The sequence below is a fragment of the Methylobacterium sp. J-067 genome, from assembly GCF_022829465.1.
Classification (GTDB): domain Bacteria; phylum Pseudomonadota; class Alphaproteobacteria; order Rhizobiales; family Beijerinckiaceae; genus Methylobacterium; species Methylobacterium litchii.
The window spans coordinates 438,127-456,981 of sequence record NZ_JAKSXZ010000110.1; the positions used below are offsets into that span (position 1 = coordinate 438,127).

An 18,855-nucleotide genomic window follows, 5' to 3' on the forward strand; every position below is an offset into this window, starting at 1 on the left:
GAGATGAACAAGGTTCCGCTCCTGGCGAGGAGGCGAAGATTGGGGCTCAGGCGGGCAGCGCCGTGGCTTGCACCTCGCGGGCATGGGCGCGGCTGATCAGGACCACGCTGATCGCGGCGGCGGCATCCAGCGCGGCGACGGGGAGCATCCCGAGGGGGAAGCTGCCGGTCGCGTTCTTCACGAGGCCACCACGTTCACCATCAGGCCGCCGCCGATCAGGTTCGAGATCGCGTTGATCCCGGCGAGCCCGGCCGCCAGCGTCCCCGGCGAGAGCCACCCGGCGGAGAGCGCCCAGAACGGTCCCTTGAACGAGTAGGCGCCGACGAGGGCGAAGGTGACGGCGAGGACGGCGGTGGCGATCCCGGCGGTCAGGTTCAGGTAGGACAGGCCGAAGGCCGCGAGCAGCAGCGGGATCGCCGTGTGCCAGCGCCGCTCGCTGCGCCGGTCGGAGTGGCGGCCCCACAGCACCATCAGCACCGTCGCGAAACCGTAGGGGATCGCGTTGACGAAGCCCGTCTGCAGGTTGGTCAGCCCGAAGGACTTGATCATCTGCGGCTGCCAGACCGACAGGACGCTCCCGGTCGCCGAGGCGCCGGAGCAGACCAGCGCCATGGTCAGGAAGTACTTGTTGCGCACGAGTTGCCAGAGGGAAATGTGGCCGATGGGCTTGCGCTGTGCCGTTTCCTCCTCGAGCCGCCCGACGAGCCACGCGCGCTGATCGTCGTTCAGCCAGCGGGCGTCGCGGGGCCGGTCGGTCAGCACGAACAAACAGGTGATGCCGAGGATGACTGTGGGCAGGCCCTCCAGCACGAAGAGCCATTGCCAGCCCTTCAGCCCGAGAAGGCCGTCGAGTTCGAGAAGCGACACCGACAGGGGCGAGCCGAGGAAGGTCGCCAGGGGGATCGACACCGTGAACGTCGCCAGGACCCGCGCCCGGTACGCGCTCGGCAGCCAGTAGGTCAGGTAGAGGATGGCGCCGGGAAAGAATCCGGCCTCCGCCGCGCCGAGGATGAAGCGCATCACGTAGAGGGAGTGAGGTCCCGTCACGAGGGCCATGCCCATGGTGACGAAACCCCAGGTGATCATGATCCGGGCGATCCAGCGCCGTGCGCCGACCTTCTGCAGGGCGAGGTTGCTCGGGACTTCGACCAGGAAGTAGGAAATGAAGAACAGGCTCGCCGCGAAGCCGAACATGGCCGGGGTGAGCCCCAGGTCCTTGTTCATCTGCAGGGCGGCGAAGCCCACGTTCACCCGGTCCAGCAACGCGCAGAAGTAGCAGAGCATTAGGAACGGCACGAGGCGCAGGGTGACCCGGCGCATGGTCGTGGTCTCAAGCGGATGCTTGGCTTGCTCGGAGACGTTCACGTTCCTTCCTCCCTGTTCCCGTGCGACGACACCGCCGTTGCGGCGGCTCAGATCCCCTCGCAGCCCGCCTCCGCGAGGGCGCGCTCGACCCAGGAGCGGTCCACGGTGCCGGCCTTAATCGCCGCCATGGTCTTCGCCTCGCCCTGCTGCTTCTTGTCGGCGGCGGCGAAAACCTCCTCGGTCCGATCGAAGGGCACGCAGACGAAGCCGTCGTCGTCGCCGACGATCAGGTCGCCGGGCTCGATCACCATGCCCTCGATGGCGATGGTGGCGTTCATCTCCCCCGGCCCGTTCTTATAGGGGCCGCGATGGGTGATGCCGGCGGCGAAGACCGGGAACACGCCGCTGCGGATCCAGCCGTAGTCGCGCACCGCCCCGTTCACGACGACGCCGGCCATGCCGATCTGCTGGGCGTGGGAGAGCATGAGTTCGCCCATCAGGGCGTTGGTCAGGTCGCCATCGCCATCGACGACGAGCACGTCGCCGGGCTTTGCGCGGTTGAGGGCAGCCTGGACCATCAGGTTATCGCCGGGGCGCACCCGGACGGTGAGCGCGACGCCACAGAGCACGCCGCCGGCATGGAGCGGGCGAAGTCGCGCGCCGCCATGGCTCATGCGGCTCATGGAATCGCTGATGTTGGCGACGGCGATGCCCTTGAACCTCTCGACGGTGGCGATATCGACCGTGCGGGCGCGCGGATGGATCTTGAAACCGATGGCCATGGTGTTCGTCCTTCGATGCGGGGGGATGGGCGGGCGTGTCAGGCGACGGGCGTGAGACCGGCCTTGAGCACCATGGCGTCCAGGGCCTCCTGGTAGGTCCGGGGGACGACGCCCTTGAAGTGGTCCTTGAGGCCAAGGCTCTCCTTCCAGCGCAGGCGCTGGGCGACGGCGCGGGTCATGATCGGCTCGACCCCGGCATCGGCGACGGCGTCGGCCGACATCTCCAGTTCCTCGGCCCTCCGCTTGGCGTGGATCACCCCCGACGGGGTCAGGCTCTGGACCGTGTCCATCCACGGCCGGGCGAGGGTCTTGCAGGCCGAGGCCAGGACCACCTCGTCGATCCCGTATTGCCGGGCGGCGAGCAGCATCTCGTCGGTCAGCGCCTCGATACCCTTGATGAGGACCGAGCGGATGATCTTGATCCCCGAGGCGGTGCCGAGCACCGGGCCGGTGAACTCGATCTGCATTCCCCACGGCACGAGAAGGTCGCGCACCCGCTCGCCGGCCGGGCCGCTCGACAGCATCCGCATGGCATAGCCGTGCAGGGGCGTGCCCTCGATCGAGCCGTCGCCCAGCAGCGCGCCGGTCGCTTCGAGCTTGCCCGCGACGCCCTGCTTGATCTTCGGCGTGGCCGAGGCGAAGTCGAGGAAGGTGTGGCGCGCCGTCAGCACCGGGGCGAAGGCGTCGGCGCTTTCCAGCGAGGACGCGCCGGGGGTCACGCTGACGATCAGGTCGGCGGCCTCGGCCAGCTCCGCGTTCGAGCGGACGAGGGTGACGCCGACCTCCTTCGCCCGTGCCTGGATGAGGTCCGCGTAGGGGCCCTCGAATGCGTACTTGTCGTAGCAGGCGATCGATTCGAGGCCGGCGCCGCGCAGGCCGGCGCCCAGCGTGCTGCCGATCTCGCCGTAGCCGACGAGGCCGAGCCGGAATTGCGTGCGATCTGCCATGGAGTGCTCCTGAGTGGCTATGCGGCGAGGTGGTCGCGGAGGATCTCGACGGGGCGGGACAAGCGCGGCACGTCGATAAGCAGGCGGGCGGATCGGGCCTTTCCGGCGACGGGCCCAACACTGGCCGTGGGTCCCTGTCCCGCCTCGGCGTGGGACAACAGAAGCTTGGGGCCGGGGGAGAGCTGCGGGATCATGGCCGTCACGCCAGGATCCGCCGCATCATCTTGCGATGGAGGTTTCGCTCAACGGCCGCGCGGGCCGGAGCTTGGGCGTGTTGCCCTCGCGCCATGACGTCTGCTCCCAAATCACCATTTTGAAACGGCGTTTCGTTTTTATTCGCGCAAACGGCGGCGGCTGTCAACGATGCGTGGGCAAGGCGGCATCACGGCTTGGTCGGTGGGGGGCCGATGGCTATGGATCGCGAGGCCCGAACCTCACGAGACCGGAACGGAAGCGACACGATGACGAAGGAGGCGCGCGCCCGGCCCAACCTCGAAGGAGTCGCTTCGGCCGACCGGGTGTTGACCGTGCTGACGGCCTTCCGGCGGGGCGACGACGCCCTGGAGCTCTCGGAGCTCGCCCGCCGCACAGCGCTCGTGAAGAGCACGATCATGCGACTGTGCATCTCGCTGGAGAAGTTCGACCTGATCGAGCGGCTAGATGACGGGCGTTACCGCCTGGGTGTCGAGGCGGCCCGGATCGGCTCGGTCTACCAGCAATCCTTCGCCCTGGAGGAGCGGATCGTCCCCGTCCTGGAACGGCTCGCCGCCGAGTCCCTGGAGACGGCCTCGTTCTATATCCGCCGGGGCAACCAGCGGCTCTGCCTGTTCCGGGCGGATTCGCCCTCGGCGCTGCGGATGAACGTCCGCCCCGGCGACATGCGGCCGATGGACGGATCCGCCATCGCCCAGGTGCTGAGAACCTTCAGCGATCGAAGGGCTTCTGACAAAGGGGTGATCGCAGTGCCGCTCTACTCCTCCGGCATCACCGACCCTCATGTCGCATCGGTTGCGATGCCCGTGTTCGGGACGGAGCAGCGGCTGATCGGTGCCCTCGCTCTCTCGGGTCCGTCGTCAAGGTTGACGGTGGAGCAAGCAGAAACTCTCAAGCCGCGATTGCGGGAGGCCGGTGAACGCCTCTCGTCCGAGCTTGGCGCGCAGCTCTGAGAAGGGCGACGCTACACCCAAGCCCCGACTGAACAAAGAACGATGATATAAACGGATTTCTGCCATATGTGCAGGCATTGAAAACCAGCGGGATGAAGTCGTTCACCGTCGTTCCGCTTTTTGAGCCGCGAAGCATCGAAGCGGCCGCCGGGGCGCTAACGCGGTATCTCAACTGAACTGTTGCTCTTCGAGCCACAGGCACCTGAAATCTTCGGCAGATACACAGTTGAGCGTTGACGCCGCTCACCTCTACGTCCTACGCGCAGACTATGAGCACGCTGCGGCCAAGCTGGGCGCCTATCCGCGTGGCCCTCGCTGTGGCCGCGCTGTACGCGCTCGCTCTGCAGAGCATTCTCGGCGGTGTACTCTCGGCCAGCCTTTCCGGGCCGGACCACCACCTTTGCGCAGGAGCCCTCGGAACTGATGACACCGGGCCGGCTAAGCCGTTGCCCGCACATGCCGGCTGCGAGTGCTGCACCCCGGCACATGTCCAGCCGATAAGTCATGCTCCCATTCTCGCGGTCACGACCATCGTTTGGCCGCGTCGCAACGCCGTGAGACTCGCGTGGCGGCCGGAGGTCGTTGCGGTTCCGCGCGCTCCCCCTCGGTTCCAAGCACACGCACGAGCACCGCCCGTCGTCTGAGCTGATCTTGTCATCCTGATCACTCGGACCATGGACGTCTCATCATGCACCGCATACCTCGGGTCGCGCTGAATGCCGCCCTGTTGCCGACGCTGCTCGCCTCCACGTCGGCCTTCGCCCAATCTGCCGCCCCGCAATCCGTCACCCTCCCCGAGCTCAGCGTGGCGGGCTCGTCCGCACCGAGCGTCGGCACGTCGCCCACATCGGGCGAGAATTCCGGCTCCGTCACGGTGCCCAGCGTCGCCCAGCAGCGCGCCGCAGTGAACTCGACCGTCGGCTCGGTCGCGTTCGTCGATGCCAAGGACTTTCAGGACCGTTACGCCAACACCCTCCGAGACGTGCTCAAGGACGTTCCGGGCGTCTACGTGCAGGAGCGTTACGGGCAGGAGTTGCGCCTCTCCATCCGCGGTTCCGGCGTTGCCCGGGGCTTCCATCTGCGCGGCATCGAGGTGCTGCAGGACGGGATCCCATTCAACCTCGCGGACGGCAGCGGCGACTTCTACCAGATCGACCCGCTCGCCCTGCGCTCGGCCGAGGTCTACAAGGGCGGCAACGCGCTGACCTTCGGCGCTACGACGATCGGCGGCGCGGTCAACTTCGTCACGCCCACCGCCTACACGGCCTTTGCGCCGAACATCCTGCGCATCGACGGCGGCAGCTTCGGAACGATCCGGGAGAACTTCCAGGTCTCGCGGATCTCGGGGCCGGTCGATGTCATGGTCAACGGCACCTTCACCAACGCGGAGGGGTACCGGATCCACGAGACTCAGCGGACCCAGAACTTCAACGCCAACATCGGCTATCAGCTCGCCCCCGGGGTCGAGACGCGGTTCTACCTCGGCGGCTACCTGACCGACCAAAAGCTGCCCGGCTCCATCACGCTCAGCCAAGCCCTCAACACGCCCCGGATCGCGAACCTCGCGGCCCTCACGGGCAACCAGTCGCGGCAGGTCGAGACCGAACGGGTCGCCAACCGCACGTCGTTCCTGCTCGACGTCGGCAAGCTCGATATCGACACCTGGGCCATTCACAAGAACCTCTATCACCCGATCTTCCAGATGATCGACCAGGATGGCTGGACCTACGGAATCAGCCCGCATTGGGCCGGCACCTTCGACGTCGGCGGTTTCCGCAACGACACGATCCTAGGCCTGCGGGCCTTCGCGGGGGTCAACTCGGCGCAGCAATTCGTCAACATCAGCGGCCAGCGGGGGGCGCAGACCCTGCAAGCTGTGCAGAGCGCTTCGAACTATGAAGCCTATGGCGAGAACCGATTCTGGTTCCTGCCCGACGTGGCGCTGATGACTGGCGCCAAGCTGTTTTCTTCGAACCGCACCTACAGCAACAAGGGCGGCCTTCCGGCGAGCCCGACCGTCCAGTACGGCAATATCACCTATGAGGGGGTCAATCCGAAGATCGGATTGCTGTGGCAGCCCCTGCCGGACATCCAGGTCTTCGCCGACATCACCCGCTCGCGCGACGTGCCCGACTTCGGCGATCTGGTGCAGCAGAACCTGCTCAGCGCCACCTTCGTCCCGCTTGCGGCACAGCGGGCCTGGACATACGAGGCCGGCACCCGTGGGCACATCGACCGGCTGACCTGGGATGTCACGCTCTACCGCGCCGAGTTGCGCGACGAGTTGATCAACTTCTCGACCAATCCAGGCCTCGGCATCCAGGCGGCCACGTTCAACGCACCTCGGACGATCCACCAGGGGGTGGAAGCTGCCGTTTCCCTCGATCTCGTCCGAGACCTGACCGGGATCGGCGATACGCTGGCGGTCACCCAGATCTGGACGCACAACGACTTCCGGTTCGTGCGCGATCCTGTCTACGGCAACAACCGCATCGCCGGCATCCCCGACGACGTCCTCCGCACCGTCCTGAGCTACCGTCACCCGAGTGGCTTCTATTTCGCCCCTTCGGTGGACTGGGTGCCTCAGGGGCCGTTCGCGGACCATGCCAACAGCCTGCAGGCGCCTAACTACACGCTCTTCAATATCCAGACCGGCATCGACTTTGCCAACGGCGTGTCGCTGTTCGTGGACGCCCGCAACCTGACCGACGAGCGCTACATCTCCGACATCGCGGTCGTCGCCAACGCACGAACCACAATTGGCGGTGCTGACGCGCTGGCGGCGTTCTACCCCGGCAACGGCCGCAGCGTGTTCGCCGGCGTGCGCGCTTCGTTCTAAGACCTCTGGGATCGTCTGCGGCCGCGCTAGTTCAGTGAGGTCAGCACATCCGCCGGCCATACGGTCGGGTTGTAGGTTCGAGCCCCGCTTCCTCCGTCAATGGCAGGGCCGACTACGCCACCAAGGCGATGGCGGCCCCCGCCAAGCCAAGACCGACGAGGAACAGACCACCGCCCATCGCCTCGAAGACCGGACGCTGGCGTCGCATCCATAGGGAGGCAGCGACGATGCCCGCGCCTGCAACGATACAGAACACGCCCAACGACATCATGCTGGCCTCCCTTCCGACTGCGACAGGAAGCGTACGGTTAAGACGCGATGCAGTTCCTTGGGTGAAGGGCGACCCACAGGCTTATCAGCCTGTCTGCGAACGCTGCTCGCGCATCCGGTGCGGATAGCTAACTCCACCAGTTTTCAAGAGGTTTTAGTGAACAACGTTTGGATGCGAGATGTTTAGAATTTCGACGAGTTATTGCGGATATTGAAGTGAATGTCCATTATTCGAGCGGATCTGGCCATACGAGGATTGAAGAGTTCCAGTCCCTGGTGGAGCTAGTCGTCATAATTATCAAACGAACGATGCATGAGCGGGTCACGCACCACAAACCAATACGTGCCCGATCTGCCTGATAGGATAATTCGCGCGCCCCACCGCCTTCGGTAGGACCTTCTTCGTGGTGGTACGCTGTCTGCAGATACCGTGAAACAATCAGCAATTTACAATTTGGCGCACTTCATTCCCTAAAATCAAATCGATATCGACGTGCAACACTATCGACAAATTTTCAACACCAATCCGTCGATCGTTGAAAATATTTTCTGATGTTGTACATTCCAGAGCACAATCTTCAAGAATGAAGTGAAAATCATGCGCAAACATTACATGACAATGACTGTGGTGCTACTTTCACTCTGGACGATGGATGCTCACGCGCAGCTGGTGTCCGGGAACAACAACGGCAATGCCGGAAGCGGAACCGGGAACAGCAACGGCAACGGCAACGGGAATGGGAACGGCAGCAACAATTCGTTCGCCGGCGGCTCAGCCAATAACCTCGTCACCGTCCGTCAACGGCGTCAGGCGCCCAGCGTCGTCCCTCCCGGGCTGGCCGCCGCCGGCATCGAGAGCTGTCTGGGCAGCACGAGCGTTGGCGGTGCGGGCCCCGGCTTCGGGATCACCATCGGTGGCACGATGGTGGACCGGGGATGCAATCTGCGCCTGTTCTCCCGGACGCTCGACGCCCTCGGTCACCGGGTCGCCGCCACTCAGATTCTCTGCAACGATCCCGAGGTGGCCCAGGCCCTGATGGCCGAGGGGATCCGGTGCCAGGTCGGCGTCGGGGCGGAGCTTCAGCAAGCCGCCGACCTGTCGGGCGCAACGCGGGATGCCGATCACGAAGCGGATACGGCAGGCGCCTACGACGTCGCCGCCGCCGAGCAGGATCGCGAGGGCAGCGGACGGCGCTCCCGCCGGAGCCACGCCTCCGTACGGCGGTAGCTTAACCCGAGCGTCGGTTCAGAATATCCGAAATCGTTCATTCGCCGGTCGGATTCGCCGATGTGAGCTGAAACGTAACAAAAAACTAAAATATGTATAGTGATCCTATTAACCGCCCATGTGGGTTTAGGGGGAATCGTTTCAATTGTTTTCAGGCCTCTGACAGTCTCGCATTTGTCAGTTGATTGGCGTAAAAATGGTTTGGCAATGCTCCAATTGTGAGTCGTCTATGAGCGCGGTGTGTAACGTCGTGCACTCGATGCCTCTCTGATCGCCGCGAGTATACCGCGCGGTCGGGTGGTGCGATTGCCGGGGTCTTATGCGAGCCATGGTCATTGCTGACGAGTCCCCTGCCACTTCAACGAATGCTCTCGACGAATCGACCGTCGAAGAGCTTCGCCACACCCTCGACGAGGTGGGGATCTGCGTGTGGTCGCTCGACATCGCGACGGGCCACGTCACAACCTCACCGACCTGTGCACGTCTGTTCGGCGTCCCGATGGAGCGCCTGACCAACTTTGCCGACATTCAGGCCGTCGTGCATCCCATCGACCGCCCGCTCCGGGCGGACGCCATCGAGCGGGCGTTGAACGAGGGGGGGCGCTACGAGATCGATTACCGGGTGGTGCGGCCCGATGGCCGGGTGTGCTGGCTCCGCTCACGAGGAAACGTCCGCCTGGACGCGGCCAAGCGTCCCTTTCACCTCCGCGGGGTGGTGATGAGTATCGACGAGCAGAAGCGGGCCGAGATCGAGTTGCGCGCCAGCGAAGCTTACCTGTGCTCGATCCTCGACACCGTCCCGGAGGCCATGATCGTCAGCGACGAGGCCGGCGCCATCCACTCCTTCAGCTCGGCGGCAGAGCGGATGTTCGGCTTCATCTCCGACGAAGTCCTGGGCCTGAACGTGCGGATGCTGATACCGGAACCGGTCAGCGGCGAGCACGTCCGCCATCTCGCCCCCTCCGGCAACGTTGGGGAGCCGCGGTTCATCGGGAAGAACCGGGTCGTGACCGGGCGGCGGCGGGACGGCACCACCTTTCCCATGGAGCTCATCGTCGGCGAAATGCGCTCGGGGGAGCGGGTTTTCTTCACCGCGTTCATCAACGACCTGACGGAGCGTCAGCGCGCCGAGGCGCGGCTGCGCGACCTGCAATCCGAAGTCGCGCACATGTCCCGCCTCAGCGAAATGGGGGAGATGGCGTCCACGCTGGCGCACGAGCTGAACCAGCCGCTCGGTGCCATCGCCAACTACACGGAAGGCTGTCGCCGTCTGCTCGAACGGCCCGACGTCGCCTCCATCGCCAGGACGATCGAGGCCCTCGACAAGACGGCGAAGCAGGCGCTGCGCGCCGGACAGATCATCCGCCGCCTCCGCGAGTTCATCGCCCGCGGCGAGACGGAGAAAAAGTTCGAGCCGGTGGCCTGTCTGGTCGAGGAAGCCCGCGCGCTCGCCCTCGTCGGGGCCGGCGAGCAGGGCATCTCGGCCCGAATCATCCTCGACCCGAGCGCGGACACCGTTTTGGCCGACCGAGTCCAGGTTCAGCAGGTCCTCATCAACCTCATGCGCAACGCCCGCGAGGCGATGCAGCAATCCGATCGCCGGGAGCTGACCATCGAGGCGAGGCCGATCGGGCCGGGCTTCGCCGAGATCGCCGTATCGGACACTGGCCCCGGCATCGCGGCGGAGGTGGCCGACCGCCTGTTCCTGCCTTTCGTGACCACCAAGCAAACCGGCATGGGCGTCGGACTCTCGATCTGCCGCACCATCGTCGAAGCCCATGGCGGACGCCTGACCGTGGAGCGCAACGCGCAGGGCGGGGCGACCTTCCGGCTGACGCTTCCGACCGCGCTCAAGGAGGATTTGAGCGATGCCGGGTAGACTCGTGCACGTCGTGGACGACGACGAGGCGATGCGGGAATCGCTCACGTTCCTGCTGTGGACCGCAGGCTTCGAAGTCATTGCGTATGAATCGGGAACGGAACTGCTCGAGCGTCTCAAGCGATCCGCGTCCGGTTGCATTCTCACCGATATCCGCATGCCCGGGCTCGATGGGCTGGATCTGCTCCGGAACCTGCGGGCCACGGGGCACAAGCTCCCGATCGTAATGATGACGGGCCATGGAGAGGTGCCTGTGGCGGTCGAGGCCATGAAGCTTGGCGCCTGCGACTTCCTGGAGAAGCCGTTCGACGACACGTCGCTCCTCCATACCCTGAGTTCCGCCTTGGACCGGGACGGCCTCGTTCCCGCCTCCGATCCCAGCCTTCTGGATTTCGTGCGCCGTGTCGGAACCCTGACGGAACGCGAGCGCCAGGTGCTGGACGCCCTCGTGGCCGGCGGCACGAGCAAGGAGATTGCGCGCCTCCTCGACATCAGCCCCCGGACGGTCGAAATCTACAGGGCCAAGCTCATGTCAAAGACCAGGGCGGGCAACCTTCAGGAGCTCGTACGCTGGTCGGTGCTCGCCGGCATCGCCTAGCTAGTTGATCTCTAGACGACGCTGCGACTTTAGCGATCTCTGGCCTATTCTTTCGTATCTGTACCTACGAAATATTGCTTAAGAGCGAACCCTGAATATCGGATCTGGCGTGGAAGCTCTATGATCCAACCGTTCATTGGCGACCGTCGGTTTCATCCCGACCAAGGTCGGCAAGGCCGGGAGGTGACGATGGACGACACGGTTCTGCGGCAGCGCGTGCTCAATGAGTTGGCCAATGCGCCGATGATCGATTCGGAGCAGATCCGCGTAACGGTCGAAGGCGGTGTCGTGACGCTCTCGGGCCGCGTCCGGACCTATGCCGAGAGGGCCGTCGCCGAGCGCGTGACCCTCCGCGTCCGCGGCGTGCGGGGTGTCGTCGTGAGGCTCGTGGCCGTGAAGCCGCCGTTTCGTCCGCCCGAGGTCAAGGACAGGATTCTCGCGGTCTTCCGCAGGAGCGCCACGAATCCGAAGACGATCCGGGTGAGGGGCGACCCTTCGATCCCCGTCGGCGGCGCGAACGTCCGGAGCGAACGCACGAAAGCCGAGCGCCACGCCTGGTCCGTCCCCGGCTTACACACCGTGGAGGATCGGCCGACACTCGGATGAGCCTGCTACCGAGACGGCCCGTCACGAAAGGGGCCGTATCCATTCCCGACCCCGTTCCGACTGGAGCCGTTCCCATTCCCGTTCGAGCGGTTGCCGTTGCCGTTGAAGCTTCCGCTGTTGCCGTTGCCGTTGAAGTTCCCGACATTCCCGTTGCCGTTGAAATTCCCGGAGCCCCAGCGGGGCGGCGGGGGATTCCCGGCCTTGCCCGCCTGAGTCGAGACCGCCCACACCGACGCCGTGGGCCGGTCGGGCCCGGGTAGGCAGGCGGCGCCGAGGCCGAGGGGCAGCAGAAGCGGGTTGGCGATACAGGCGAACATCAACAAGACAGCCTCCCCCCCCTCGCGCGCGGCACGCGCCCCTCCCGACGCGATCAGCGCACCCGAAGCGATGCGTTGCCGTTCAGATTGCCGTTGGCCGTGCCGGTATTGGCGTTGCCGTTGTAGCTTCCGCCATTCAGGTTGCCGTTGAACGAGCCGGTGTTGCCGTTGCCGTTGTACAAGCCAGTGTTCAGGTTGCCGTTGAAGGCGCCGGTATTGTTGTTCCCGCTGGTCGGGCTGGTGTTGCCGGTTCCGTTGAACGCACCCACGTTGCCTGTCCCCGAATTGAAGGCACCGATGTTGCCGGTCCCTGTGTTGAAGGCGCCGTAATTGCCGTTGGTCGAGGTGGCACCGTTGCCGTTCCCGTTGCCGTTGCCGTTTCCTTGACCGGTGTTGCCATTGCCGTTCGAGTTGCCGTTGTTCGTGCCTACATTGCCGTTGCCGTTCCCATTGCCGTTGCCGATCGCGGCAAACAGGAGCGAGGCGGCATGGCCTGGAGTCGCCTGCACCACGAGGAGCGGCGCGAGCGTCCAGGCCAGGATGCGAATGCGTTTCATCGTCGCCTCCCACCATCGGGATGAAGTACGGGGCACCGCCAGGACGAACCGCCCAGGACTCGTGTCGTATGTCGGACGCGATCGAGGGATCGGAGGCGGCCCCTCGGCCGCCCCCGGCCCTTGGGATCAGCGGTTCAGGTTGCCGTTGCCGTTGCCGCTCAGGAAGCCGTAGTTGAAGTTGCCGTTGCCGTTGCCGTTGAGGGCGCCGAAGTTGAGGTTGCCGTTCAGGTTGCCGTTGCCGGCACCCTTGTTGCCGTTGCCGTTCAGGTTGCCGTTGCCGATGCCGTAGTTCCCGTTGCCGTTCAGGTTGCCGTTGAACGCGCCGGTATTCCCGTTGCCGTTGCCGTTACCGTTGCCGATCCCGATGTTGCCGTTGCCGTTGCCGTTGCCGCTGCCGATCGAGGCGGCGAAGCCGGCGGACGGCGCGGCGGTGAGGGCGAGAGCGGTCACGGCCGAGAGAATGAGCTTCTTCATGGTGTGCCTCCTTGGAAAATCATTCACGGCTTGTCAGCCGCGGTGGCAGGCGCCTCGGTCCGTTTTTGGATCCGTCTGAGACGACGCGGCAATCAATCACCGAATGTTTCCAGTGCGATAGCTCTCCGATGGTTCTAGTACTTTCATAGGATATCGGGCGGACGCGGCGCGGCGAAAACGCCAGCGGCATCAGCGCAATAACTAACGAAGCGTTAATGCCACTTCGCGCCGTTTAACGACGGCGATACGCAATGTTGCGTATCTTATGATCTTTGTTAGATAAAATTTAGTCAGTACAAATCGTTCCATATATCATGTAATTTGAATGTAATATCATACTCATTGCCGATTTGACAGTCAAATTTAGGCGTTATCGAGCGAAGATGTACCCATAATAGCTGCATATATTTCTTCCAATATTTGCAAATCGAACCATAGGGACTGTCACGTACGCAATCGCACCGGGTTTAGCCTAAGATCTCGATCTGCAAAAAGCTGCGCTGAAGGGGGTGCGACGGTCGGAATGATCGTCCGCCCCCGCCGATTCGAACGAAAATCGGCGACGCAGGGGGAGGCTGAGGTGGGAAGCTGGCTCGTCAGCATGCTTTGCACGTCGGCTGTCGCGGGTGGGCTCACCCTGATCTCAGCCGCCCACCAGCGGCCCGACGACGTTCGCGAGGCCTTCCATACTCTTACGGATTGGTCGGTTCGGATCTACGGCGACTGGGTTCCGGAAACGCCTCAGGGGAATCAAACCCAGTTCATCACCACCGCGATTCAGCGCGGGAACCTGGAACAGGTCGTAACCGCGACGGGGGCGCTGCAGCCGGTAGAGACGGTGGATGTCGGATCGCAATTGCCCGGCCAGGTCTCGCGGCTGTTCGTCGACTTCAACGACCGGGTGCGCAAGGGCGATCCGTTGGCCGAGATCGACCCCCGGAGCTACGTGGCCCGCGTCGAGCAGGAGCGAGCATCCCTCTCCGTCGCCACGGCCAACGTTCGGGTCCAGCAGGCCCGTTTGGAGCGAGCGAGGATCGACCTCGAGAACGCGCAGGCCAACCGCGCGGTGCTTGCGGCCCGCGTCGACAACGCGCAAGTGCTGGAGGGCGCCGCCGAGCGCAATCTCGACCGCAAGACGATCCTCCGCTCGCGGGAGGTTGGCTCTCTCACCTCCGTCGATGACGCGCAGACCGAGCTCGCCTCGCGGCGGGCGCAGGTGCGGGAGACCTCCTCGCTCCTCGGCCTGAACGCTTTCACCGTCAGCGGCGCCTCGGCGGACCTGCGCCGGATCGAGGGCGAGCTCGCGGAGGCCCAAGCCTCCGTTCCCCTCCGTGAGGCCAGTCTGAAGGCGGCCGAAATCGAACTCGACAGGACCATCATCCGCTCGCCGATCGACGGCGGCATCGTCGGACGCTTCGTCAACGAGGGTCAGACGCTGGCCATCGGACTGGAGGCCCGAACGGCCTTCTCGGTGGCCAAGAATCTCGGAGAGATGGAGATCCACGCCCGGGTTGACGAAACCGATATCGGCCGTGTCGCGCCCGGCCAGCCTGCGACCTTCACGGTCGACGCTTTTCCCGGCCGCCGCTTCGAGGCCGTCGTGAGGCAGGTGCGCAAGGCGCCCCAGGCCAACCAGGGCGTCGTGACCTACACCGTCGTGTTGAAGACGGCGAACCCGGACGGGATCCTGCTGCCGGGCATGACCGCCCTGGCGCGGCTGACGGTCAGGCGGGACGAGGACGTCCTCAAGGTTCCCCTCGCCGCCCTGCGGTTCCGGCCGGCGGGGGCGCCCGGGGGCGACGGTTCGGCGAAGGAGCAGGCCGTGTGGGTGCAGGACCCGGCGGGGGGGCTCCGGCCCGTGCCGATCGTCACCGGCGCGGTCAGCGCCGATCAGGTCGCGCTCAAGGATGGCGGCCTGGCGGAAGGGGATCGCGTGGTGGTCGGGCAGGCGGACACGGTCGAGGCGCCTCGCTTCCTCGGCATCAGGCTGGGCCTATGACCGGCGCCGTCGTCCGCATCGATGCGGTGAGCCGCACCTTCCACATGGGCGACGTGTCCGTACCCGTTCTGCACGACGTCGATCTGGAGATCGGCGCGGGCGAATGCGTGGCGGTGATCGGTCCATCCGGTTCCGGCAAGAGCAGCCTGATGAACCTTGTCGGGCTGCTGGACCGCCCCGATACCGGCCGGATCTTCATCGAAGGCATCGACACCGGGCGACTCTCGGCGGATCGCCAAGCGGCACTCCGCAACCGCCGGATCGGGTTCGTCTTCCAGTCCTACAACCTCCTCTCTCGGCAGACCGCCCTCGCCAATGTGCAATTGCCGTTGCTTTACGCGGGTGTGACGCCGGGCGAGCGGCGCCGACGCGCTGAGGCGGCCCTCGACCGGGTCGGCCTCCTGCACAGGGCGGGGCACCTTCCGTCCAAGCTCTCGGGGGGCGAGCAGCAGCGCGTCGCCATCGCCCGCGCCCTCATCAACGATCCCGGCATCATCCTTGCCGACGAGCCGACCGGCGCCCTCGACAGCCGGACGGGCTCGGAGATCATCGGCCTGTTCGAGAAATTGAACGAGGCCGGCCGCACCGTCCTTCTCATCACGCACGATCCCGGCGTCGCCGCGCGGTGCAGCCGCGTCATCAGGATCCTCGACGGACGGATCGTGGGTGACAGCCGCCAGCGGCTGCGTGATCTTGCGGAGTTGCGGGCATGAAGATCTGGCAGGCCGTCCTGATCGCGGTTCAGGCTCTGCGCCAGAACCCCCTGCGCAGCTTCCTGACGATGCTCGGCATCGTCATCGGTGTGGCCTCGGTCGTCACCGTGCTGGCGATCGGCAACGGGGCGCAGACCCAGGTCGCCCGGCAGATCCGCGCCATCGGGACGAGCGTCCTGATGATCAATCCGGGGACCGCCCGCCAGGGCGCCGTGCGTCTCAAGGCCGGCTCCCGGCCGACCCTGACGGAGGGGGATGTGGACGCGATCCTCGAGCAAGTGGGGCAGGTTCGCGCGGCGGCGGGGTCCGTCGCCGGCACCGCCCAGGTCATCCACGAGAATCGCAACTGGAACACGACGATCAACGGCACCACGGCCAACCACTTCGTTGTGCGGGATTGGTCGCTCGCGGCCGGGCGTCCGTTCAATGGCACCGAGGTCGCAGGCGCCGGCAAGGTGGCGATCCTCGGCAGCGTGGTCGCCCACGAACTGTTCGGGACGGAGGATCCGGTCGGCGCCGAGATCCGGATCATGAACGTCCCGTTCGAGGTGATTGGCGTCCTCGCGGCGAAGGGGCCGGACCAGGACGACGTCCTGTTCGTGCCCCTCTCGACGGCGAAGCTGAGGTTCCTCGGAGCCAACGGGGCGGCCCGCGATGCGGTGGCCTACATCCTGGCCAAGGCCGTCTCAGACGAGGCGATGCCCCGCGCCAAGGAGCAGATCGAGGGCCTGCTGCGGCAGCGCCACCACATCGAGGCCGACCGGGACGACGACTTCCGCGTTTCCGATCCCGCCGCGGCCGCCGAGGCGCAGCGCGGGGCGGTGCGCACGGTGGCGATCCTCCTCACTGCGATCGGCGGCGTCTCGCTCCTCGTCGGCGGGATCAGCATCATGAACATCATGATCGTCTCGGTGACGGAGCGGACCCGTGAGATCGGCATCCGGCGGGCGGTGGGCGCCCGGGCGCGGGACATCCGGCTCCAGTTCCTGTGCGAAGCCCTCGTCTTGTGCCTCGGGGGCGGCCTGATCGGCACCCTGATCGGCTCGGGGGTCTCGCTCGCGCTCTCCCGCTCGGCGGGATGGACGACCGTGATCGATGTGGGCGCGGTTGCCGTGGCGGTCGGCTTCTCCGCCGCCACCGGCCTGTTCTTCGGCCTGTACCCCGCGCACCGCGCCTCGCGGCTCGACCCCGTCGAGGCCCTCAAAGCGGAATGATCTACCTTTGCAACGACCTCGCCGAAAAGGAAATCGCGATGATGACTGGCGGCGCTAGCCAACCGGGTGCCCGGATCCGGAAACACAAGTCTCGCTTCCTCCGCGTCGTGGCCGACGCCGTGGCGACGGCGGCATGGCACCCGACCGAGCGCGAGGCCGAGATCATCTCGCTCATCGCGCAGGGGCTGTCGAACAAGCTCATCGCCTATCGGCTCGGCATTTCGCCGCACACGGTCCGCTGTCACATCAGCAATATTCTAAGGAAGTACAAGTTGAGGAACCGGACACAGATCGCAATGATCTTGTTTCAGTTGTCCGGTAGCCGCTCGATCCACCCGCTTTGATGGTGCTGGGTCCCCGCCCGCCATCCTCACGGTCGGCGCACCGCCACCATCAGCGACTGGTTATAAGTCCAGACGGTGAGAAACGGTTGGCGGTCGATGGCCGGGTCGCGCCGCGACGCCTTGCAATCGAGGTACTGGAGGACCGATCGAAGCGCCCGCACCGGCTGGTCGAGGAGGGATCATCGCACTCGGCTGCCCGATCCAGCCGCACGGCCCCGACATGGACAGCTGGCGGCCCTGCGCGCCACCGCAGCGACTCCCGGCGGGCTGCGGATCACCGCCTACCCGAGCGCGATGCCGCTGCTGGTGCAGATGGGGCTGATCTTGAATTGGCCGATGCAACCTAGGGGTTGACGGTTTTTTGTTATTCAACGTGTAGCGCTTCAGCCGAATTTTTGGGGTGAGCGACCATGGCGAACTATGTGCTCGAAGGCCCTCGCTGGGGAACCGGGGCGGTGGGCACGGGCGGTGGTACCGTCACCTGGGCCGTGGATTCGACGGTGTCGGCGGGCTTCACCAGCCAGATCAGCGCGGCCTTCGCTGACTGGTCGAGCCGGGCCAACATCACCTTCAAGCAGCAGGCCTCGACCAGCGGCGCCCAGATCAGCTTCCACCTCTCCTACCTGGATGGGCTGGACAAGGTGCTCGGCAACACCAACTACACCTATTCTGGCTCGAAGATGCTCTCTGCAAACGTGACCTTCGACAGCGGCGAGGGCTGGCACGCCTCCGGCAATCAGATCGTCAGCAACGACGCCGTCAACTTCTTCGTCGTCGCGGTACATGAAATCGGCCACGCGCTCGGCCTCGACCATTACAATTCAGGCCCGGCAGTGATGAATTCCATCATTGACCGCTCCATCACTGACCTGACTTCCTCCGATATCTCAGGGATCCAAGCCCTCTACGGCGCCCCGAATGCGTTCGGAAGTATCCAGTACTCTGCGGCAAGCACCGGCGGCACGGTCTACGCTCTGTACGATGGCATCTTCGGCCGTGCGCCAGACACACTCGGACTGGAGTACTATGCCGACCAGATCACGCACGGGACTGACCCAGCGTCTCTGGCCGCTAATTTCCTGGCGTCGCCGGAGGGTCAAGCCCGCTTCAATGCCGCCGATAACACGGCCTTCATTCAGCAACTCTATCACAACACCCTGCACCGTGCCGCCGATGCGAGCGGTCTGCAGTATTATGTCGACGAACTCGCCCGCGGCGTTACCCGTGTCGATGTCGCGCAAAGCTTTGTGTTCTCACCCGAGCATTTGGCCAACCTGCAGCCGACCCTCAACGCCGGCCTGTTCGTGCCCGACGCGCAGGCGGCTCAGGTTGCACGGGTGTACTACACCATGCTCGGCCGGGCGCCGGACGCAGGTGGTCTGGCGTACTACACGGACTAGCTCGACCACGGCGGAGCAGCGGCCAGCATCGCGCAGGTCTTCCTGAACTCGCCGGAGAGACAATCGACCTACGGCAAGCTGTCCAGCAGTTCCTACGTCGACGCACTGTACGTGACCGCGCTGGGCCGCCACGCCGATGCCAATGGCTTGAGCTCATGGACCGAACAACTCGACCATGGCCTGTCGCGTGCAGACCTTGCGGTGTCCCTTTCGCAGT

General features: G+C 65.1%; 18 protein-coding genes and 1 pseudogene. 12 read left to right on the top strand and 7 right to left on the bottom strand.

Annotated elements, in window-relative coordinates; all coding sequences use genetic code 11:
- Window positions 1-46 precede the first annotated feature (46 nt).
- The 4 genes and pseudogenes from MKK52_RS17230 to MKK52_RS17245 form a co-directional block, all read right to left on the bottom strand.
- Window positions 47-1,365: pseudogene (locus MKK52_RS17230) on the bottom strand (MFS transporter).
- Between the two features lie 47 nt (window positions 1,366-1,412).
- On the bottom strand, window positions 1,413-2,087 hold the full coding sequence (locus MKK52_RS17235; RefSeq protein WP_243955824.1) for an RraA family protein: 675 nt from the start codon (window positions 2,085-2,087) through the stop codon (window positions 1,413-1,415).
- Window positions 2,088-2,125: 38 nt separating this feature from the next.
- Entirely contained in the window at window positions 2,126-3,034 is a 909-nt protein-coding gene (locus tag MKK52_RS17240; RefSeq protein ID WP_243955825.1) for a DUF1932 domain-containing protein, read from the bottom strand.
- A gap of 17 nt (window positions 3,035-3,051) precedes the next feature.
- Window positions 3,052-3,237 (bottom strand): hypothetical protein, encoded by a 186-nt coding sequence (locus tag MKK52_RS17245; RefSeq protein ID WP_243955826.1) that lies wholly within the window; start codon window positions 3,235-3,237, stop codon window positions 3,052-3,054.
- A 258-nt stretch (window positions 3,238-3,495) separates the two neighbouring features.
- Between MKK52_RS17245 and MKK52_RS17250 the strand changes: the two genes are divergently transcribed.
- The gene (locus MKK52_RS17250) at window positions 3,496-4,200 is read left to right on the top strand and encodes an IclR family transcriptional regulator (protein ID WP_243955827.1); all 705 of its coding nucleotides are present in this window, start codon (window positions 3,496-3,498) and stop codon (window positions 4,198-4,200) included.
- A gap of 688 nt (window positions 4,201-4,888) precedes the next feature.
- Complete coding sequence (locus MKK52_RS17255) at window positions 4,889-7,039, top strand: TonB-dependent receptor family protein (protein ID WP_243955828.1); 2,151 nt, start codon at window positions 4,889-4,891, stop codon at window positions 7,037-7,039.
- Window positions 7,040-7,151: 112 nt separating this feature from the next.
- On the opposite strand, the gene MKK52_RS17260 is transcribed toward MKK52_RS17255, so the two are convergent.
- A complete protein-coding gene (locus MKK52_RS17260; protein WP_243955830.1) occupies window positions 7,152-7,310 on the bottom strand; it encodes a hypothetical protein in 159 nt (52 codons plus the stop codon).
- A 597-nt stretch (window positions 7,311-7,907) separates the two neighbouring features.
- Here MKK52_RS17260 and MKK52_RS17265 point away from each other — a divergent pair.
- From MKK52_RS17265 to MKK52_RS17280, 4 genes are all read left to right on the top strand, one after another.
- Window positions 7,908-8,537, top strand: a complete 630-nt coding sequence (locus tag MKK52_RS17265) for a hypothetical protein (protein ID WP_243955832.1) — start codon at window positions 7,908-7,910, stop codon at window positions 8,535-8,537.
- A 328-nt stretch (window positions 8,538-8,865) separates the two neighbouring features.
- Window positions 8,866-10,416 carry a PAS domain S-box protein gene (locus MKK52_RS17270; protein WP_243955834.1) on the top strand — a complete coding sequence of 517 codons (1,551 nt, stop codon included), beginning with the start codon at window positions 8,866-8,868 and terminating at the stop codon, window positions 10,414-10,416.
- Window positions 10,406-11,014, top strand: coding sequence for a response regulator FixJ (fixJ, locus tag MKK52_RS17275; RefSeq protein ID WP_243955835.1), 609 nt, complete (start codon window positions 10,406-10,408; stop codon window positions 11,012-11,014). The genes MKK52_RS17270 and fixJ overlap by 11 nt, the downstream gene beginning before the upstream one ends.
- 189 nt (window positions 11,015-11,203) lie before the next feature.
- On the top strand, window positions 11,204-11,620 hold the full coding sequence (locus MKK52_RS17280) for a BON domain-containing protein (RefSeq protein WP_243955836.1): 417 nt from the start codon (window positions 11,204-11,206) through the stop codon (window positions 11,618-11,620).
- 370 nt (window positions 11,621-11,990) lie between these two features.
- Here MKK52_RS17280 and MKK52_RS17285 read toward each other — a convergent pair whose 3' ends face one another.
- Together MKK52_RS17285 and MKK52_RS17290 are read right to left on the bottom strand one after the other, a co-directional pair.
- Window positions 11,991-12,494: a hypothetical protein gene (locus MKK52_RS17285; protein WP_243955837.1), complete on the bottom strand. Its 504-nt coding sequence runs from the start codon at window positions 12,492-12,494 to the stop codon at window positions 11,991-11,993.
- A gap of 126 nt (window positions 12,495-12,620) precedes the next feature.
- Window positions 12,621-12,968: a hypothetical protein gene (locus tag MKK52_RS17290; RefSeq protein WP_243955838.1), complete on the bottom strand. Its 348-nt coding sequence runs from the start codon at window positions 12,966-12,968 to the stop codon at window positions 12,621-12,623.
- A gap of 601 nt (window positions 12,969-13,569) precedes the next feature.
- On the opposite strand from MKK52_RS17290, the gene MKK52_RS17295 reads away from it, so the two are divergent.
- The 6 genes from MKK52_RS17295 to MKK52_RS27265 form a co-directional block, all read left to right on the top strand.
- Complete coding sequence (locus MKK52_RS17295) at window positions 13,570-14,967, top strand: efflux RND transporter periplasmic adaptor subunit (protein WP_243955839.1); 1,398 nt, start codon at window positions 13,570-13,572, stop codon at window positions 14,965-14,967.
- Entirely contained in the window at window positions 14,964-15,680 is a 717-nt protein-coding gene (locus MKK52_RS17300) for an ABC transporter ATP-binding protein (RefSeq protein ID WP_243955841.1), read from the top strand. Before MKK52_RS17295 ends, MKK52_RS17300 begins: the two co-directional genes overlap by 4 nt.
- The gene (locus MKK52_RS17305; RefSeq protein WP_243955842.1) at window positions 15,677-16,894 is read left to right on the top strand and encodes an ABC transporter permease; all 1,218 of its coding nucleotides are present in this window, start codon (window positions 15,677-15,679) and stop codon (window positions 16,892-16,894) included. The genes MKK52_RS17300 and MKK52_RS17305 overlap by 4 nt, the downstream gene beginning before the upstream one ends.
- Entirely contained in the window at window positions 16,891-17,238 is a 348-nt protein-coding gene (locus MKK52_RS17310) for a response regulator transcription factor (protein WP_243955843.1), read from the top strand. Before MKK52_RS17305 ends, MKK52_RS17310 begins: the two co-directional genes overlap by 4 nt.
- Window positions 17,239-17,648: 410 nt before the next feature.
- Entirely contained in the window at window positions 17,649-18,638 is a 990-nt protein-coding gene (locus MKK52_RS17315) for a DUF4214 domain-containing protein (protein ID WP_243955844.1), read from the top strand.
- A 42-nt stretch (window positions 18,639-18,680) separates the two neighbouring features.
- Window positions 18,681-18,855: DUF4214 domain-containing protein (locus tag MKK52_RS27265; RefSeq protein WP_409564691.1), on the top strand; the 175-nt coding region annotated here is incomplete at its 3' end.

Bases quoted from the DNA above. Each gene is read 5' to 3' on its own strand.
- MKK52_RS17235 (WP_243955824.1), bottom strand. From the start codon at position 2,087: ATGGCCATCGGTTTCAAGATCCATCCGCGCGCCCGCACGGTCGATATC.
- MKK52_RS17240 (WP_243955825.1), bottom strand. From the start codon at position 3,034: ATGGCAGATCGCACGCAATTCCGGCTCGGCCTCGTCGGCTACGGCGAG.
- MKK52_RS17250 (WP_243955827.1), top strand. From the start codon at position 3,496: ATGACGAAGGAGGCGCGCGCCCGGCCCAACCTCGAAGGAGTCGCTTCG.
- MKK52_RS17255 (WP_243955828.1), top strand. From the start codon at position 4,889: ATGCACCGCATACCTCGGGTCGCGCTGAATGCCGCCCTGTTGCCGACG.
- MKK52_RS17260 (WP_243955830.1), bottom strand. From the start codon at position 7,310: ATGATGTCGTTGGGCGTGTTCTGTATCGTTGCAGGCGCGGGCATCGTC.
- MKK52_RS17265 (WP_243955832.1), top strand. From the start codon at position 7,908: ATGCGCAAACATTACATGACAATGACTGTGGTGCTACTTTCACTCTGG.
- MKK52_RS17270 (WP_243955834.1), top strand. From the start codon at position 8,866: ATGGTCATTGCTGACGAGTCCCCTGCCACTTCAACGAATGCTCTCGAC.
- fixJ (WP_243955835.1), top strand. From the start codon at position 10,406: ATGCCGGGTAGACTCGTGCACGTCGTGGACGACGACGAGGCGATGCGG.
- MKK52_RS17280 (WP_243955836.1), top strand. From the start codon at position 11,204: ATGGACGACACGGTTCTGCGGCAGCGCGTGCTCAATGAGTTGGCCAAT.
- MKK52_RS17285 (WP_243955837.1), bottom strand. From the start codon at position 12,494: ATGAAACGCATTCGCATCCTGGCCTGGACGCTCGCGCCGCTCCTCGTG.
- MKK52_RS17290 (WP_243955838.1), bottom strand. From the start codon at position 12,968: ATGAAGAAGCTCATTCTCTCGGCCGTGACCGCTCTCGCCCTCACCGCC.
- MKK52_RS17295 (WP_243955839.1), top strand. From the start codon at position 13,570: ATGCTTTGCACGTCGGCTGTCGCGGGTGGGCTCACCCTGATCTCAGCC.
- MKK52_RS17300 (WP_243955841.1), top strand. From the start codon at position 14,964: ATGACCGGCGCCGTCGTCCGCATCGATGCGGTGAGCCGCACCTTCCAC.
- MKK52_RS17305 (WP_243955842.1), top strand. From the start codon at position 15,677: ATGAAGATCTGGCAGGCCGTCCTGATCGCGGTTCAGGCTCTGCGCCAG.
- MKK52_RS17310 (WP_243955843.1), top strand. From the start codon at position 16,891: ATGATCTACCTTTGCAACGACCTCGCCGAAAAGGAAATCGCGATGATG.
- MKK52_RS17315 (WP_243955844.1), top strand. From the start codon at position 17,649: ATGGCGAACTATGTGCTCGAAGGCCCTCGCTGGGGAACCGGGGCGGTG.